The sequence below is a fragment of the Ensifer sp. ENS06 genome (assembly GCF_014852205.1).
GTDB classification, from domain to species: Bacteria; Pseudomonadota; Alphaproteobacteria; order Rhizobiales; family Rhizobiaceae; genus Ensifer; species Ensifer adhaerens.
In genome coordinates, this window is the sequence record NZ_JACVBC010000014.1 from 54,838 (window position 1) to 70,332 (window position 15,495).

The following is a 15,495-nucleotide window of genomic DNA, read 5'->3' on the forward strand; positions in this document are numbered from 1 at the left end:
GCAGCCCGAGCAAGGAACGCATCCGATGTTTCCGGATTCTCTCAATCTCTCCATTCGCGGGCCGGTGAACGATTTCATCCAGGCGCTGGTCAGCGGTTATGGCTGGGTCTTCAAGGCGATCAGCGCCGTCATTCTGAAAGCCGTTCTATTCATCGAATGGATCCTGCGCGGCCTGCCCTGGTGGGTCGTCATCCTGATCTTCATGGCGCTCGCCTGGCAAAGCTCGAAGCGCTGGACCCTGACGGTCGCCGTCGGCGTGCTGCTGTTCTTCGTCGGCGTGCTCGGCCTCTGGGACCTGACGATGCAGACGCTCGCCCTTATGCTGATGGCAACGATCGTCTCCGTCGTCATCGGTGTGCCGATGGGCATCTTCGTCGCCAAGAGCCGGACAGTGCGCAGCATCACCCTGCCGGTGCTCGACGTAATGCAGACCATGCCGAGCTTCGTCTACCTGATCCCGGCCTTGATGCTCTTCGGCCTCGGCAAGGTCCCGGCGATCCTCGCCACCATCATCTATGCCGTGCCGCCACTCATTCGCCTTACCGATCTTGGCATCCGCCAGGTCGACCATGAAGTGGTGGAAGCAGCGACCGCTTTCGGCGGCAGCCCCAACCAGATCCTCTTCGGTGTCGAGCTGCCACTCGCCGCGCCGACAATCATGGCCGGCCTCAACCAGACGATCATGATGGCGCTGTCGATGGTGGTCGTCGCCTCGATGATCGGCGCCCGCGGCCTCGGCGAGCAGGTGCTGAACGGCATCCAGACGCTCGACGTCGGCAAGGGGCTGGAAGCCGGTATCGGCATCGTCATTCTCGCGATCGTTCTCGACCGCATCACGCAAGGCTTCGGCAAGAGCCGGACGGAGGATCCCCGCAATGGCTGATATCGAGATCCGCAACGTCTACAAGATCTTCGGGCAGGACGCGAAAGCCGCGCTCGCCATGGCCAAGGAAGGGCTCAACAAGTCCGAAATCCTCGCCCGCTCCGGCTGCAGCGTCGGCCTCAACAATGTCAGCCTGACGATCGGCGCCGGCAAGATCTTCGTAATCATGGGGCTTTCTGGCTCCGGCAAGTCGACCCTCGTGCGCCACATCAACCGGCTGATCGAGCCGACCAGCGGCGAAGTGGCCTTCGACGGCAGCAACATCCTGGACCTCGACGCCAAGGCGCTGCGCACCTTCCGCATGCACCGCGTCAGCATGGTGTTCCAGAGTTTTGCGCTGATGCCGCATCGCACGGTGCTGCAGAACGTCGTCTACGGCCAGCGCGTGCGCGGCCTGCCCAAGGCCGAGGCCCGCGAAATCGGCATGAAATGGATCGAGACCGTCGGCCTTGCCGGCTACGACGCCAAGTACCCGCATCAGCTTTCCGGCGGCATGAAGCAGCGCGTCGGCTTGGCTAGGGCGCTGGCCGCCGATACCGATGTGATCCTGATGGACGAGGCCTTCTCGGCACTCGACCCCTTGATCCGCGCCGACATGCAGGACCAGTTGCTGCAGTTGCAGCAGAACCTTTCAAAGACCATCGTCTTCATCACCCATGATCTCGACGAGGCGCTGCGCATCGGTTCGGAAATCGCCATCCTCAAGGACGGCCAGGTGGTGCAGGTTGGCACACCGGACGATATTCTGGAACGGCCGGCCAACGATTATGTTGCCCGCTTCGTGCAACGCCGACAGGGACGGCCGGAAGCCCATGAGTGAGAAAGTAGTCCTCGATGCGCCGCTGACCTGGAAGCAAATCGCAGCGGTTGCCAATGGCGCACCGCTCGCGCTTTCCGATGCAGCACGCCAGCGCATCGTCCACGCTCGCCGGGTCGTCGACGCTCTGGTCGAGCGCGGCATCCGCGGCTACGGCATCAACACCGGTGTCGGCGCGCTCTGCGACGTCGTCATCGACCGCGAGAACCAGCAGGCGCTGTCGCGCAACATCATCCTCAGCCATTCCTGCGGCGTTGGCGAACCGCTCGCCCGGCCCGAAGCCCGGGCGGTGATGGCCGCCCAGATCGCCAACTTCGCCCACGGCTATTCCGGCGTGCGCATCGAGACGGTCGAGGCGCTGCTGGCACTGCTCAACGCCAACCTCATCCCCGACATCCCCTCGCGCGGCTCGGTCGGCTATCTCACCCATGCGGCCGCGATCGGCCTCGTGCTGATCGGCCATGGAACGGTCGACGACGGCAAGGGCAAGATCTGCGGCGCCGAGGCGCTCGCTCGCATCGGGCTGAAGCCGCTCAGGCTCGAAGCCAAGGAGGGCCTGAGCCTTGTCAACGGCACGCCCTGCGCCACCGGCCTTGCGGCATTGGCACTGTCGCGCGCTACGCACCTCTTCGACTGGGCGGATGCCGCCGCCGCGATGACCTATGAAAACCTCGGCAGCCAGGCGAATGCCTTTGCCACCGGTCCATTGGCGCTTCGCCGCTCCAAGGGGCTGGATGAGGTCGGAGCATCCCTGCGCGATTTTCTCGCCGGCAGCCCGATGCTCGCCGAGACCGCCGGCACCCGCACGCAGGATCCTTTAAGCCTTCGTGCCGTGCCGCATGTGCATGGCGCTGCCCGCGATGCACTGGCCCACGTCGCCGAAGTCGTTGACCGCGAGCTTGCAAGCCTCACCGACAACCCGGCCGTGTCGGGCACGTCTGAGGCGCCGGAGGTACATTCGCAGGCCCATGCGGTCGGGGCTGCCCTCGGCCTTGCCATGGACAGCCTGGCCGTCGCCGTCGCCGAAGTCGCTGCCATCTCCGAGCGCCGCATCGACCGGCTCGTCAATCCGCTGGTGAGCCGCCTGCCGGCCTTCCTCGCCGGTGATAGCGGTGTTGCCTCCGGCTTCATGATCGCCCAGTACACCGCCGCCTCACTTGCCGCTGAAAACCGACGCCTGGCCGCCCCCGCCAGCCTCGATGGCGGCATCACCTCGGCGCTGCAGGAGGACATCCTGACCCATGCGACGCCGGCCGCCTGGAAGGCACTTGCCATCGCCGACAACCTCGAAACGATCCTTTCGATCGAACTGCTTGCGGCGTCGCAGGCCTATGACCTGCAGCCGCGTGGCCGCGCCGCACGCACCGACGCGCTTTACCGGCGCATTCGCTCGGAAATCCCCACCTATGCCGACGACCGGCCGCTCAACGGCGACTTCGCCCGCATGCGCACACTGATCGAAGGAGGCACGCCATGAAGCTGCTTCGCGCGAAAGACTACAAGCGCATGCCCTGGAAGAACGGCGGCGGTGAGACGGTGGAGATCGCCATTTTCCCCGAGAAGGCGTCGCTTGCCGATTTCGACTGGCGCGTCAGCATGGCGACCGTCGCCACCGATGGCCCCTTCTCCAGCTTCCCCGGTATCGACCGCACGCTGTCGATCCTTCAGGGCAAGGGTGTGCGGCTGATCATCGAGGGTCGCAAGCCCGCTTTGATGACCGGCGAGACGGCGCCGCTCCCCTTCCCGGCCGACGTCGCAACATCAGCGACCCTCGTCGACGGTCCGATCGTCGACCTCAACGTCATGACACGGCGCGGCAGGCTCACGCACTCGGTTCAGCGACTGGCACTCGATCATCCGCATAGGGCAGAAAACCTGGGGGGCACGATCCTCGTGCTATGCCACGGCGGCGCCGTGCGGTTGACCGCAAGTGACGCCACGGCCGACCTGGCAGCGGGCGACACGGCCGTGCTGACGGGCGCAGCCTCCTTAACCATCGAACCGGCGGCCTCTGCCGTCCTCTTCCTGATCACCATCGACAAGCCGGCCGCCTGATCGGGCGCCGTCTCGCGTCGTTCAGCCGCGCCTCAGATGCTGCAGGGGATAGGGCCGGCCTGCATCGTCGACAGGCGAAAGCCCGACCACCTCAAAACCCATTCGCCGATAGAAACCGGCGCCGGACACATTCTGCTCGTTGACGTCAACCGTCAGCACCGGATGCAGGCTCATCGCATGCTCGACAAGCCGCCGACCGACGCCAGCGCCGCGCGCCTCGGCGTGGACGAAGAGCGAGTCGATCTGCGCCCCGCTCATGCCCATGAAACCGAGCGCCAGGTCATTTTCATCCGCGGCGATACAGAACTCGGCGGCCGGCAGATACTGGTCGCGCACCAGCACCTCGATCGCAGCAAAATCCTCCGGTGTCAGGAAATCATGGGTGGCGACAACGGCGCTGCGCCAGATCTCGAAGGTGCGCGGAAAATCGGATGGACGGGAGGGGCGGATGGAGATGGTCATGATGCAATCGCTTCTGAAAATGCGGCAGCGCGAGGCGTGCCGCGCGTCCGGCTGTGGCCAACGCGACTTTGCGAGGGCGTCAGCCTGTGAAGATGTCCGGTCCTGATCCGGTCCCGGACCGCGCACCTTATCCGCAGCCCCGACGATCGCAAGCGATCTCCGCACCTGCGGTTTTCAGGCCACGCCGGTTAAGAATTCAGCAACCATATTCCATGTTCCCCGGGGAACAGCACGATTGACGCCACACGATAGTCTCCATGTCACGGTTCTTAGCCACACATCAACGAACGCAGGGACTGGAGGACAAGGACATGATCAAAACCGCTTTCGGCGTCAACGTCACCGTACTGGTCTTCTCGATCACCGTGATCGCCATCATGCACTTCGCCCTGTCCCAATATCGCGCAGCCGAAATCGCCAACATCGACCTGCCGGACTACACGACGATCACTTCGTCGATTCATCGCTGAAGCGACCTACCCCGCGGCGGCAGCCGGGCAGCATGCCTGACTGGTTTCTACGCACACCCTCTCAAGCCGCATCTGCAGGCGCTGCCATCGATGATGGCGGCGCCTTTTGCATCGATCATCGGCTCCATGTATGGCCAAAGGGATTATGATAGGGAACGCTGACTGAACGAATCGCCGCTCAAGACAGCGTTGGCAGCATATCCAGGAAGGCCCGAAATGACGGATCCGCAAAACGAACTGAAACTCAGCGCGTTCAAGTTCCACGAGCAGGCCGTCCGCGCCTCCGTCGGCGGAAAACCGCTCGCACTCGATGCGTTGGAACTCGGCGGCGAAATCCTGGTGGTACTGACCTGGCTCGGCAATTCCGAAAGAGGCCTGCGCAAGCCGGAATACGTCCTGCCCCTGAGCGCCGTGGCGCATCAGGCGCTGAGCAACGATCAGGACGCCAAATACAAATGGGCCATCGGCGCCCCGCTGCCGCAATCGCTCTTTGACGGCAGCGCGTCAAGGCAGTTCCGCAGACAGTTCGGGGTCAAGAGCGGACCGGCGCTGACATTGCCCTTGAAGCCGCCGCACCATTGACGGCGATTGTGCGTGCCTCAGACGAGCGCTTTCGTGCCAGATCTCCCTCATCAATCATTGCAATCTTAAAATCGTTAGAGATTGATGCCGTAACCGGCCAGCCACGAGCAGTCATCTCCAGATTGCGGAATGGAACCGTCCCCGCTTACCATGCGTAGGATGGGGGATATGCCTATGAACGACAGAGGCTTCTACATTCCGGTTCTAAGCGCGCTGACCTTGGCCGCCTTTGTACTGCTTATTCGCTTCTTTCCAGATGTGACGAACTGGGAGCTTTGCGAAGCGTCGAGATGCACCGTACAGGATTGGCTGGCAGCGACGGCAGGCTGGGTGGGATTTCTCGCAGCCGCGGTCGGCGCATACTTCGTTTATCACCAATTGGCGGAACAAAGGCGACAAACTGCATTCGCGCTCGGAGATGGCGATCCCGTCTTTCAGGTCCACGTCTACGCTTTCGACCACACACGTGCGGTTCTGCGCTTCATCAATTGGAATAGGCGTACCCTCGCCATTCACCGGATCAGGATCCGGTGCGCGGATGTCGCAATTCCCATGCCGATCAAGTTTCGCTGGTCTGAGGACCAATTCACGCCCGGCGGAGTCGTCAACGACTGCGGGATCAATGCGGCAGGATGGCTCAACACAGTGCCCGGCGTAGAAGGCTGGATAGACAGACAAGGTCGTCCAGATATCTTCGACTTCCAACTGCTCTTCCAGGAAGAAGTTGAAGACTTCATCGATCTCATTGGGGGTCTTAGCACTGCAACGATCGCTGAGATCATTGTAAACGGACAGTATGAAGACGGTACGGAAAGACCGATTTATTTTAGGCTGAGAGTACCCGTCATCGATTTCCTGCCGAACACCGCAGCACGTGTACATTTGCACACAGCGGATGGCTAAGAGCACTCAAACAGAGTGCCCGCTTGGCGCCTTTTCAGCAACTTATTCAGCGCGCGTAAGGAATCGACCACCTCATTCGCCGCGAGGTGGCAACGCATGCCGTACAAGCAAACTATTATCGATTCCTTCGGGAACAAATGGTAGCGGAGGAGGGATTCGAACCCCCGACACAAGGATTATGATTCCTCTGCTCTAACCTACTGAGCTACTCCGCCGGGTACCGCGTCAGGGCTTCGAAGGGGAAGCCGTCTTGACTGGACGGGCGGCTTATACGGCCCGCCTCCGCCCACTGTCAACCCAAGTCTCCGGGAAAATGTGAAGTTTTCACAACAGCCCGGAAATCAAGGGCTTCAGGCGGCTGCCTGCGCCGAAAGCAGCGCCTTCAGCGCGGCTTCTGCGCCGGCTTCGCGTTCCGATTTGCGAATAAATCCGCCGCCATAGACGCGCGCATCCTCGCCGACGCCGGAATAGAGCGCGCAGGCCTGGCCGGGTGCAATACCGGCTTCGCCTTCCGCAAGCTCCACATAGATGCCCTCTTCGTCCATCGCGAGCACGGCAGGCGCCGGCTGGCGGGTGGAGCGCACCTTGGCGAAACATTCAAAGCCCCGCGCAGCGGCCACTTCGACGTCCTCATCACCCAGCCAGTTGACGTCGCGCAGGTAGACGCGGCGCGTTTCCAGCGCCTCCTTGGGGCCGACGATGACGCGGCGCGAGCGGGCATCGAGATAGACGACGTAGAGCGGCTCGCCGGTCGCTACGCCGATGCCGCGGCGCTGGCCGATCGTGTAGTGCAGGATGCCCTCATGCGTGCCGAGCACGCGGCCGTCGAGATGCACGATCTCGCCGGAAAGCGCTGCATTCGGCTTCAGCTTCGACACGATGTCGCTGTACTTGCCCTGGGGCACGAAACAGATGTCCTGGCTGTCTGCCTTCTGGGCAACGACGAGGCCCATCTTCTCGGCGAGCTTGCGGGTCTCGGCCTTGGAGAGATGCCCCAAGGGAAAGCGCAGATAGTCGATCTGTTCCTGCGTCGTTGCAAAGAGGAAGTAGCTCTGGTCGCGATCGGCATCCGTCGGCCGGTAGAGCGCCCGCTGGCCGGCATAGCGCGGGTTCGGGCTCGGGCGCGAGCGGATATAGTGGCCGGTCGCCAGCGCATCGGCGCCAAGCTCCTTGGCGGTCAAAAGCAGGTCGGCAAACTTGACCGTCTGGTTGCAGGCGACGCAAGGGATCGGCGTTTCGCCGGCGATATAGCTTTCGGCGAAGGGATTGATCACCGTTTCGCGGAAGCGCGCTTCGTAGTCGAGCACGTAGTGGGGAATGCCGAGCGTTTCGCAGACGCGGCGTGCATCGTCGATGTCCTGGCCGGCACAGCAGGAGCCGGCACGGTGCACGGCGGCGCCGTGATCGTAGAGCTGCAGCGTGATGCCGAGAACGTCGTAGCCCTCGCGTTTGAGCAGGCCGGCAACGACGGAACTATCGACGCCACCGGACATGGCAACGACAACACGCGTATCTTCGGGCTTGCGGTCAAAATCGAGACTGTTCACGGGATCCAATCCGGCCTTCGGGCGGCAACCTTGCGCCTGCCCTGTTTCACGCTTCATGCGATGCTTTGCCGAGGAACTCTCGGCCCACGGCATCTTCGGCTCCGCGGCGGCCGGCATCAATCGGATGCATAGAGCGCGTCGCAGTACTTTCAGTTCCGCGACATATAGAAACTTGTCCGTCCGGCGGCAAGGCCGGCCGCTGCCGCTGCCCGGCCTTAAAGGCGTCAGATGAGCTTCAATCGCATGGCGCGGGCAATCGCCTGCATGCGGTTGACGGCATCGAGCTTGCGGGTCGCGCTCTTGAAGTAGCTGCTGACCGTGTAGGTCGAGATCCCCAGGATGATGCCGATCTCGTCGCTGCTCTTGCCGGCAGCCGCCCAGCGCAGACATTCCAACTCGCGGCTCGAGAGTTTTTCACGTGCCGTATTGCCGGTGTCGAAGGTGCGCTCCAGGCATTCGAAAAGCTGGACCAGCGTGAGATACAGCGTCGCCCGCTCGACGCCGGCAGGTGCCTCGCGGCGGCCCGAAAGCATGGCGATGAAGGGATCGCCGCCACTCGTGTGCAGCAGCACCGCGAAATGGCGCGCCATCTCCGGATGGGCCAGCAGGCGGTGCACCATGGCCTCGTCCGCGGGCTTGGCCGCAACATCGAGCAGCTCGGCCCCGCCGGTCACCGGCAGCTTGGTGAACCGCAACTTTTCGACCAGCCCGCTCGACTGGAAAGTCTCGCAGGCGTCGTACTGGCGCACCAGTTCGGACGGCCAGTTGCTGAGCACCAGCCGCTCGGAAAAGCGCTGCTGTTCGGCCAGCGGCATGCGCGCGATCATGAAATGGCCGAAGCCATAGCGCGCGATCAACCGCCGCATGAGATGCAGAAGTTCGTACTCGGTGCGGACGGTGGCCGTATCGATGTCCGAAAACATCTCCACCGTTTCAGCCTCGCGCAGCAAGGCCGGTTCATGCGATTCCTTCATCTGCGATCACCACATCCCCGGCGCCACCGCACCGGTCGAGAGAAATACAAACAACGCCCCACATCTTCAGGAGCATGAAATTCACCGGACAGGCGAAATAAAACTGCCGCTCCCGGCCTGCCCGCGAAAGAAACGCGCCCGGTTGTGAAAACTATGACGATGCACCAAGAATGAATGCGGGAGCGTACATACGACGCTCATCCTTATTTCGGGGCTTCGTTACCAAAAATTTTAGTTAAAGTGAAATGTGGTATTTGCATGGCTCCCATGTCAATTCCGGGAGAATCCGGATTGTTCTCAAGCGTTTCCACAAGTCGGGGAAATATTGCCCCAAAATCTAAGGGGCGCCGCACACGGGCAAAAGCCCACCGGAAGTGTCTCAAATTATGAGCAAATTGTTACTTGACGCTTAGGCAAATGTTAAATGTGGCAGGCTAAGGTCACGGTCATATGGTCTTGAGTTTGTGTAGAGAGTCCCATGACCGAAATGATGCGACCACGCGTGAAATATGTCATCGGCCCCGATGGCAGCCCTCTGACGATTGCGGATCTTCCGCCGGCTAATACCCGGCGCTGGGTGATCCGCAGGAAGGCTGAGGTTGTTGCCGCCGTGCGCGGTGGCCTGTTGAGCCTGGAAGAGGCGTGCGAACGCTATACCCTTACCGTCGAGGAGTTCCTGTCCTGGCAGTCGTCGATCAACGATCACGGTCTCGCCGGCCTGCGCACCACTCGCATCCAGCAGTATCGCCACTAATTCGCCCATCACAGGGCCATAGGTCGCGCGGCGGCTCCGGGTTTCCCGGGGCCGCCGCCGTCGTTTTTCCAGGTCCCGCGCGCACCGGCATTGGTTGCGTTTAACGAACGCTCTGTGCACCGGCGATGGCGGGGCAGGCGATTCCGATTTGCGGAAAACTGCGCTAGCTTCCACGCAGACAAACCCGTTCATCAAGGAAGGCTGCCATGGAAATTATGCACGAGGAAACCGGATCGCACGGCCGCTACTCGACATCAGTCGAAGGCCATACCGGTGAAATGACCTATTCGCGCACCTCGCCTCAACTGATCATCGTCGATCATACGCTCGTTCCGGATGCTCTGCGCGGCAAGGGTGTCGGCCAGGCGCTGGCCAAGCATGCGATCGAGGAAGCCCGCAAGGGCGGCTGGAAGATCATTCCGCTCTGCCCTTTCATGAAGGCCCAGGCGATGCGGCATCCCGAATGGCAGGATGTCATCCAGGGTTGAGACAACCGCGGCAGCCACGGCACAAATCTTAAATCGAAATCGCGACCTTGGCGCGTCTTGAAAGAGGCGCGGCCCTGCAGGCCCCAAAATGAGAAGACCCGCCCGGATGCCGAGGCATCGGGCGGGTCTTTTTGTCTTGTCACGAATCGTGCCGGATCGGATCATGCCAGCCGCATGATCCGTCAAGGATGGAACCATCTGCTCCGAAACGGGCAATCGGCCCGTCCAACGGACAAATCCCCCTTGCCGGATCCGGCTCGGGGTTCAAATCGCCCTTTGGAACAAGGCGTTACGGCCCGCTGCGCCGGATTTTGGCGCAGGAGCCGCAGCTATGCCCGCAGGCGGGTCGACGTGTCCCGCTCTTCGAGGGCCGCCGCCTTCGCGTATTCAGCCTGCACTTCTTCGAGCGCGAGTTCGGCAGCATCCTGCTGCGTCTTCAGTTCGCGAATGGAAACCTGAAGATTGTCGGCTCTTTGACGTGCGGCCTTGGCGAAGGTGGGATAGGCGAAGTGCTGGGGATCGGAGATACCCGACTTCTTCTCCTCGAAAATAATCTGATTTTCCAGATCCTTGGTCATCCGTTCGAACTCAGCCATCATCATCTGAAGCTGGTTCAGCTGACGCTGCTTCTCCCGGACCTGAAATTCCTTCAGGCGGACAAGGCTCTCACGTGCTTTCATACGCAATACTCCCGTGGATAACGAGACCCCGGTTACTGATTTGCCCGCGAGCCGGCCCGAACAGGGCCGGAAACGAAAAATCTTCAGCGATATTAACAAAAGCCTACCGCTGGTAACCTTTCGTTTACGGGCATCGTTAATCATAGGCGTGATGATTTAAGGCTCCGTAAATGCTGAGGCACGAAATGTGACCGCCCCGGCATTAACGAGTCAGAAGAGTCAGATAACGGCATTTCCTCATGTTTCACATGAGATTAGCCGTTCTGGATTCACGTTTGAAATCAGGAGACTGCTAAAAATATTTAACAAACTCGATACACCTTGCCAGAGGGAATCAGAATTTGTTAACCATTTGGTGGCAGCCTCCAAATCAGGCAACGACTGGATCCGTATCGCGTAAGGGTGCCACGACAACCTTGGGCGGCGGAAAAGGGGAAGAATATGCGGGTTCTATTAATTGAAGACGACAGTGCAACGGCTCAGAGCATTGAGCTGATGCTCAAGTCCGAGAGTTTCAACGTCTACACCACCGATCTCGGTGAAGAAGGCGTCGATCTCGGCAAACTTTATGACTATGACATCATCCTTCTCGACCTCAATCTGCCGGACATGTCCGGCTACGAAGTCTTGAGAACGCTGCGTCTTTCCAAGGTGAAGACACCCATCCTGATTCTTTCGGGTATGGCCGGCATCGAAGACAAGGTTCGCGGCCTGGGCTTCGGCGCAGACGACTACATGACCAAGCCGTTCCACAAGGACGAACTGGTCGCTCGCATTCATGCGATCGTCCGCCGCTCCAAGGGCCACGCCCAGTCGGTCATCTCCACCGGCGAGCTCATCGTCAACCTGGATGCCAAGACGGTTGAAGTCGGCGGACAGCGCGTCCACCTGACCGGCAAGGAATACCAGATGCTCGAGCTGCTCTCGCTGCGCAAGGGCACGACGCTCACCAAGGAAATGTTCCTGAACCACCTCTACGGCGGCATGGACGAGCCGGAACTGAAGATCATCGACGTCTTCATCTGCAAGCTGCGCAAGAAGCTTGCAAACGCCGCCGGCGGCGCCAACTACATCGAAACCGTCTGGGGCCGCGGCTATGTGCTGCGCGAGCCGGATGGTGCCGAATACGCCGAAACTGCCTGATTCCCCGCCAGGGCTTGCACCGATCCCCGCATGATGCGGGCCCGACATTCAAGAGTTTCGCAAAACCCGCCTTATGAGGCGGGTTTTGTTTTGCGCGCAAACAACCACGCTTGCCGATCCTGCAATGCCCGGCGGATGCCAGGGTTGCGCGCGCCTGCACCCTCCCCTTCCCCGACGCTCGAAAATCTGATCCGCTCGCCCGCTCCGCACACAACAAAAAGCCGCGGCAAATGCCACGGCTTGATTTTGCTGCAAACAGATCAGGATAAGGCGGCTCAGGCCGCCATCGACTGGCTCGCGAAAACGCTGGTCAGGATCTTGCGGTCGAAAGGCTTCAGCAGGAAGTCGTCCGCGCCAGCGCGCTTGCCGGCCATCATCTTCTTCAGGTCTGCCTCGACGACGCAGTAATAGATCCGCACCGAAGGGCCGTTCGGCAACCGGCGAATATTGCCGATGAGCTCGAGCGCGCCTTCGAGACCCGCGTCGATGATCAGGATGTTCGGGAGTTCCGCTTCGCAGCGCACAAGCGCCTCGAGGCTGTTCGACGCCTCGTAAACCATGAAGCCCATGCCGGAGAGGATACGTTTTCCAACTTTCCGCACGACATCCGAGCCGTCGGCAATCATCAAACGTCGCATGTCCAACTCCCTTCGCCACTTACCTATACGCGTATCGGCATTCCTGAAACAACTCTATACAAATTTGGGAAAGATTTCGTTACAGAGTTTGCTTAACGAAGCTTTTTCATGCGGGATCAACACTCTGAAAACATTAAATTTTCCAGAATGCGAGCGAGATCGAAACGCATATGGCAGATACGTTTCCGCCGGATGCGATGGCACCCGGCGGCTGTAGAGAAGTCAAGAAATCGGAATACCTGGCGCAGCCTAATTAAACCTCAGGCTGCATTTTGGCCGTAAAGATGATTTCCTCGCCGGTCGAGGTAACGGCGATTTCCATGCGCGCCTCCTCGCCGAGAAGCACGGTGTAATAGGGCTGGATCGAATGGGCATCGACCGCCTCTTCCGGCGTGCCGGACAGGAGTTCCACCAGCCTCGGCGGTACCCGCATCATCCGGCCCTTCGCAACGAGCGTGAACGCGGCGTCGAATTCCGGATTCTCGAGCGTCACGTCGATCGAGCCGCCGCGCGGAATGGCGCCGTAGGCAATCAGGAAGAGGTTCAGAAGCAGCTTGACCCGGTTCTTGGCGATGATCGCCCGCGGGCCGTGCCAATTGACCTCGGTCTTCTTCTCGGCAGCGGCAAAATCCTTGGCGGCCTTTTCCGCTTCGCCGGTGTCGATCGACGCGCCGACCGAACCCGAGGCACCGAAGGCGAGGCGCGCAAACTTCAGCCGGACAGAGGCGTTGAGCGCGCTCGTGCGGATGAGGTCCATCGCATCGGCATCGGCGCCGCCCTCGTCGAGCAGTTCCAGGCCGTTGTTGATGGCGCCGACCGGGGAAATGATGTCGTGGCAAACCCGGCTGCACAGAAGCGCGGCCAGATCGGGTCCCGTCAATGTCAGGTTCGGATTCGTTGCCATCTTAGTTCCTTGTTTGGTGCCATCGGCCGTCGCCTGGAGCACGCGCCGTGGTCACGCCGGTAAACCCTCACGCGTGAAGACGCAAGTCATGAGCTGCCCGGCGCAGCCGTTCATCAGTGGAACATAATGACACCACATTTGGTAAACCGATTGTTAAGACCATCAGTTCAAATTGCATGGCATTGGTCCAGACCCCAACTGGCCGAGCAGTGATCTGACTGTCGGCCACTGCAAACCCGCAAGCGAGCAATTTTCGCGCCTGACGGAGGATATGATGCATCAGATCATGAAGGCAGCCACATCGGCTGGCCGTGTTGTCCTGGCCACGATGTTTCTGGTCGCCGGCGCCCTGTCCGCTGCGCACGCCCAGTCGGCGAACAACAACAGCCAATACACAATGCAGGAAATCGTCGATGCCGGTCACGGCTTCTTCGGCGAAACCTCGGGCGGCCTTGCCAAGGTCGTCGAACGTGCCTTTGAACGCTACGGCCTGCCGAACGGCTACATTCTCGGGCAGGAAGGCTCAGGCGCGTTCATCGCCGGCCTCACCTATGGCGAAGGCGAGCTCAACACCAAGAATGCCGGACAGCACAGCGTCTTCTGGCAGGGTCCGTCGCTCGGCATCGACTGGGGTGGCCAGGGCAGCCGCGCGATGATGCTCGTCTACAATCTGCCGAGCGTGCCGGCGCTCTACAAGCGCTTCGGCGGCGTCTCCGGCTCGGCCTATGTGGTTGCCGGCGTCGGCATGACGGTGCTGACCGACGAGAACATCGTCGTGGTGCCGATCCGCACCGGCATCGGCGCGCGCCTCGGCGTCAACGTCGGCTACCTCAAGATGACCCAGACCCCCACCTGGAATCCCTTCTAAGACCGTTGCCGGACCTGCCTGTCGCAAAATCCGGCACCATAGACTTGCAGCGCACGAAACGTCATGTTTAGTGCAAGGAAGCGGAAGATGGAGCGCCTGCCGCGCCCTTTGTGGCCGGGCAGGCGGTTCGGTTTCCGGTCCAGTTTCGAAACGGCCAGCTCGTGATCCAATTCTCGCTTCTCTTTGCCCTGGGCTTTCTGACGGCGATCATCATCGGTCTCCTGGTCGCACCGGCGATCCACCGCCGTATCGTGCGTTTCGCCGAGGACCGGCTGAAAGCGACGATGCCGCTTAGCCCTCAGGAGGTGCGCGCGCAAAAGGATGCTGCCCGCGCCGCCTTTGCCGCCGAGAATGCCCGCACGCTTCAGGCCCTGAAGCGCGAACGGGACAAGGGCGTGTCGCTGATGCTGACCAACGAGAAGAGCCTGCAGGAAGCCCGTCGCCTCAGTGGCGAAAACGCCGATCTGCACGCCCAGCTGGCCGACATGAACGTTGAGGCGGCAGACATGCGCTCGGCCATCCGCCAGTTCGAACAGCGGCTGGAACGCATGAAGGCGACCCTCGACAGCGTCGAGCGGGACAACGCCGGCAAGGCTGACGAGATCAGAAAGCGCGACGCCCAGCTCGCCCAGGATGCGGCCCAGACCGACAATCTGCGGATCGATCTGGCTGCGCGCGAGACCGAGGTCGAGCATCTGAAGAGCCGGATTGCCACGCTGCGCGACGAGCGCGAAGCCCTGCGCAGCGACTTGAAGACCGAGACCACCCATGCAAAGGAAATGGAGCTCCGCCTGTCGCGCGACGGGACCCGCCTTCACCGGCTGGAAGACAAGCTTGCGCGCGAAATGGCGACCAGCGCCGATCGCGAGAGCGCGCTCGAAAGGCGCGCCGGGGAAATCGAGAGATTGAAAGCCAAGGTCAAGGACACCAACCAGGAAATGCGTGACGCCGCCAAGGCTCTCCGCGCCGCGGGCGTCGCCTTTCCCCTGCGCCGCGACCGCAAGCCGGCATCCGAACCGGCCGCCAACGGCGCCGCGGAACCGGCCCAATCCGTAGGAGGGGAGCCCGGCTCCATCGTCGCCGCCGACGACCTGCGCAATCGCGCCACCGCCCTTTCGGAGCGCCTAACCAACTCCAAGTCCGCAGCCCATGACGAGGCGCTTCGTGATGAAGTCGCAGCAATCGCCGCGGGCATGGTCGCACTGACGGCGACGAACGAAGGCGCCGCCTCCCCCATCCTCGGCCTGCTCTCGGGCGAGGAAGAAGGCACCGGTAACAGGAAAAGCCTGGCAAAGCGCGTCAAGGACATCCTGCCGCGCGAGTAGTG

18 protein-coding genes and 1 tRNA gene are annotated in these 15,495 nt (G+C 61.4%); 12 read left to right on the forward strand and 7 right to left on the reverse strand.

What is annotated here, in order from left to right:
• Positions 1–25 precede the first annotated feature (25 nt).
• The 4 genes from IB279_RS30565 to IB279_RS30580 are packed head-to-tail and all read left to right on the forward strand — an operon-like array spanning position 26 to position 3,755.
• Complete coding sequence (locus IB279_RS30565; RefSeq protein WP_060518542.1) at positions 26–883, forward strand: proline/glycine betaine ABC transporter permease; 858 nt, start codon at positions 26–28, stop codon at positions 881–883.
• Positions 876–1,703, forward strand: coding sequence for a glycine betaine/L-proline ABC transporter ATP-binding protein (locus tag IB279_RS30570; protein ID WP_112771818.1), 828 nt, complete (start codon positions 876–878; stop codon positions 1,701–1,703). The genes IB279_RS30565 and IB279_RS30570 overlap by 8 nt, the downstream gene beginning before the upstream one ends.
• On the forward strand, positions 1,696–3,177 hold the full coding sequence (gene hutH, locus IB279_RS30575) for a histidine ammonia-lyase (RefSeq protein ID WP_112771817.1): 1,482 nt from the start codon (positions 1,696–1,698) through the stop codon (positions 3,175–3,177). The genes IB279_RS30570 and hutH overlap by 8 nt, the downstream gene beginning before the upstream one ends.
• A complete protein-coding gene (locus IB279_RS30580; RefSeq protein ID WP_192340475.1) occupies positions 3,174–3,755 on the forward strand; it encodes a HutD family protein in 582 nt (193 codons plus the stop codon). Before hutH ends, IB279_RS30580 begins: the two co-directional genes overlap by 4 nt.
• 21 nt (positions 3,756–3,776) lie before the next feature.
• On the opposite strand, the gene IB279_RS30585 is transcribed toward IB279_RS30580, so the two are convergent.
• Complete coding sequence (locus IB279_RS30585; RefSeq protein WP_112771856.1) at positions 3,777–4,217, reverse strand: acetyltransferase; 441 nt, start codon at positions 4,215–4,217, stop codon at positions 3,777–3,779.
• Positions 4,218–4,528: 311 nt separating this feature from the next.
• Here IB279_RS30585 and IB279_RS30590 point away from each other — a divergent pair, with 311 nt between their 5' ends.
• The 3 genes from IB279_RS30590 (at position 4,529) to IB279_RS30600 (ending at position 6,172) form a co-directional block, all read left to right on the forward strand.
• Entirely contained in the window at positions 4,529–4,687 is a 159-nt protein-coding gene (locus IB279_RS30590; protein ID WP_156133954.1) for a hypothetical protein, read from the forward strand.
• Between the two features lie 216 nt (positions 4,688–4,903).
• Complete coding sequence (locus IB279_RS30595) at positions 4,904–5,269, forward strand: hypothetical protein (RefSeq protein ID WP_034806483.1); 366 nt, start codon at positions 4,904–4,906, stop codon at positions 5,267–5,269.
• A 174-nt stretch (positions 5,270–5,443) separates the two neighbouring features.
• Positions 5,444–6,172: a hypothetical protein gene (locus IB279_RS30600; RefSeq protein WP_146749548.1), complete on the forward strand. Its 729-nt coding sequence runs from the start codon at positions 5,444–5,446 to the stop codon at positions 6,170–6,172.
• Positions 6,173–6,310: 138 nt separating this feature from the next.
• On the opposite strand, the gene IB279_RS30605 is transcribed toward IB279_RS30600, so the two are convergent.
• From IB279_RS30605 to IB279_RS30615, 3 genes are all read right to left on the reverse strand, one after another.
• A tRNA-Met gene (locus IB279_RS30605) sits at positions 6,311–6,387 on the reverse strand.
• A gap of 135 nt (positions 6,388–6,522) precedes the next feature.
• Entirely contained in the window at positions 6,523–7,776 is a 1,254-nt protein-coding gene (mnmA, locus tag IB279_RS30610) for a tRNA 2-thiouridine(34) synthase MnmA (protein ID WP_181529549.1), read from the reverse strand.
• Positions 7,777–7,943: 167 nt separating this feature from the next.
• Positions 7,944–8,693, reverse strand: coding sequence for a LuxR C-terminal-related transcriptional regulator (locus tag IB279_RS30615; RefSeq protein WP_034806462.1), 750 nt, complete (start codon positions 8,691–8,693; stop codon positions 7,944–7,946).
• Between the two features lie 478 nt (positions 8,694–9,171).
• Between IB279_RS30615 and IB279_RS30620 the strand changes: the two genes are divergently transcribed.
• Together IB279_RS30620 and IB279_RS30625 are read left to right on the forward strand one after the other, a co-directional pair.
• Entirely contained in the window at positions 9,172–9,447 is a 276-nt protein-coding gene (locus IB279_RS30620; protein WP_003527546.1) for a DUF1153 domain-containing protein, read from the forward strand.
• A gap of 206 nt (positions 9,448–9,653) precedes the next feature.
• Positions 9,654–9,935: a GNAT family N-acetyltransferase gene (locus IB279_RS30625; protein ID WP_060581188.1), complete on the forward strand. Its 282-nt coding sequence runs from the start codon at positions 9,654–9,656 to the stop codon at positions 9,933–9,935.
• 329 nt (positions 9,936–10,264) lie between these two features.
• Here IB279_RS30625 and IB279_RS30630 read toward each other — a convergent pair whose 3' ends face one another.
• Positions 10,265–10,615, reverse strand: coding sequence for a flagellar export protein FliJ (locus IB279_RS30630; protein WP_034806460.1), 351 nt, complete (start codon positions 10,613–10,615; stop codon positions 10,265–10,267).
• A 441-nt stretch (positions 10,616–11,056) separates the two neighbouring features.
• Here IB279_RS30630 and ctrA point away from each other — a divergent pair, with 441 nt between their 5' ends.
• Positions 11,057–11,758: a response regulator transcription factor CtrA gene (gene ctrA / locus IB279_RS30635; protein ID WP_025424706.1), complete on the forward strand. Its 702-nt coding sequence runs from the start codon at positions 11,057–11,059 to the stop codon at positions 11,756–11,758.
• A gap of 275 nt (positions 11,759–12,033) precedes the next feature.
• Here the strand turns inward: ctrA and IB279_RS30640 are convergent, their stop codons facing one another.
• Positions 12,034–12,396 carry a PleD family two-component system response regulator gene (locus tag IB279_RS30640; RefSeq protein WP_034806707.1) on the reverse strand — a complete coding sequence of 121 codons (363 nt, stop codon included), beginning with the start codon at positions 12,394–12,396 and terminating at the stop codon, positions 12,034–12,036.
• 253 nt (positions 12,397–12,649) lie between these two features.
• On the reverse strand, positions 12,650–13,300 hold the full coding sequence (gene chpT, locus IB279_RS30645; RefSeq protein WP_034806457.1) for a histidine phosphotransferase ChpT: 651 nt from the start codon (positions 13,298–13,300) through the stop codon (positions 12,650–12,652).
• 274 nt (positions 13,301–13,574) lie between these two features.
• Here chpT and IB279_RS30650 point away from each other — a divergent pair, with 274 nt between their 5' ends.
• Positions 13,575–14,168 carry a DUF1134 domain-containing protein gene (locus tag IB279_RS30650; RefSeq protein WP_082572792.1) on the forward strand — a complete coding sequence of 198 codons (594 nt, stop codon included), beginning with the start codon at positions 13,575–13,577 and terminating at the stop codon, positions 14,166–14,168.
• A gap of 161 nt (positions 14,169–14,329) precedes the next feature.
• Positions 14,330–15,493, forward strand: a complete 1,164-nt coding sequence (locus tag IB279_RS30655) for a hypothetical protein (RefSeq protein WP_060518656.1) — start codon at positions 14,330–14,332, stop codon at positions 15,491–15,493.
• Positions 15,494–15,495 lie beyond the last annotated feature (2 nt).

Coding starts and splice junctions, on each gene's coding strand:
- IB279_RS30565 (WP_060518542.1), top strand. CDS start 26: ATGTTTCCGGATTCTCTCAATCTCTCCATTCGCGGGCCGGTGAACGAT.
- IB279_RS30570 (WP_112771818.1), top strand. CDS start 876: ATGGCTGATATCGAGATCCGCAACGTCTACAAGATCTTCGGGCAGGAC.
- hutH (WP_112771817.1), top strand. CDS start 1,696: ATGAGTGAGAAAGTAGTCCTCGATGCGCCGCTGACCTGGAAGCAAATC.
- IB279_RS30580 (WP_192340475.1), top strand. CDS start 3,174: ATGAAGCTGCTTCGCGCGAAAGACTACAAGCGCATGCCCTGGAAGAAC.
- IB279_RS30585 (WP_112771856.1), bottom strand. CDS start 4,217: ATGACCATCTCCATCCGCCCCTCCCGTCCATCCGATTTTCCGCGCACC.
- IB279_RS30590 (WP_156133954.1), top strand. CDS start 4,529: ATGATCAAAACCGCTTTCGGCGTCAACGTCACCGTACTGGTCTTCTCG.
- IB279_RS30595 (WP_034806483.1), top strand. CDS start 4,904: ATGACGGATCCGCAAAACGAACTGAAACTCAGCGCGTTCAAGTTCCAC.
- IB279_RS30600 (WP_146749548.1), top strand. CDS start 5,444: ATGAACGACAGAGGCTTCTACATTCCGGTTCTAAGCGCGCTGACCTTG.
- mnmA (WP_181529549.1), bottom strand. CDS start 7,776: ATGAAGCGTGAAACAGGGCAGGCGCAAGGTTGCCGCCCGAAGGCCGGA.
- IB279_RS30615 (WP_034806462.1), bottom strand. CDS start 8,693: ATGAAGGAATCGCATGAACCGGCCTTGCTGCGCGAGGCTGAAACGGTG.
- IB279_RS30620 (WP_003527546.1), top strand. CDS start 9,172: ATGACCGAAATGATGCGACCACGCGTGAAATATGTCATCGGCCCCGAT.
- IB279_RS30625 (WP_060581188.1), top strand. CDS start 9,654: ATGGAAATTATGCACGAGGAAACCGGATCGCACGGCCGCTACTCGACA.
- IB279_RS30630 (WP_034806460.1), bottom strand. CDS start 10,615: ATGAAAGCACGTGAGAGCCTTGTCCGCCTGAAGGAATTTCAGGTCCGG.
- ctrA (WP_025424706.1), top strand. CDS start 11,057: ATGCGGGTTCTATTAATTGAAGACGACAGTGCAACGGCTCAGAGCATT.
- IB279_RS30640 (WP_034806707.1), bottom strand. CDS start 12,396: ATGCGACGTTTGATGATTGCCGACGGCTCGGATGTCGTGCGGAAAGTT.
- chpT (WP_034806457.1), bottom strand. CDS start 13,300: ATGGCAACGAATCCGAACCTGACATTGACGGGACCCGATCTGGCCGCG.
- IB279_RS30650 (WP_082572792.1), top strand. CDS start 13,575: ATGCATCAGATCATGAAGGCAGCCACATCGGCTGGCCGTGTTGTCCTG.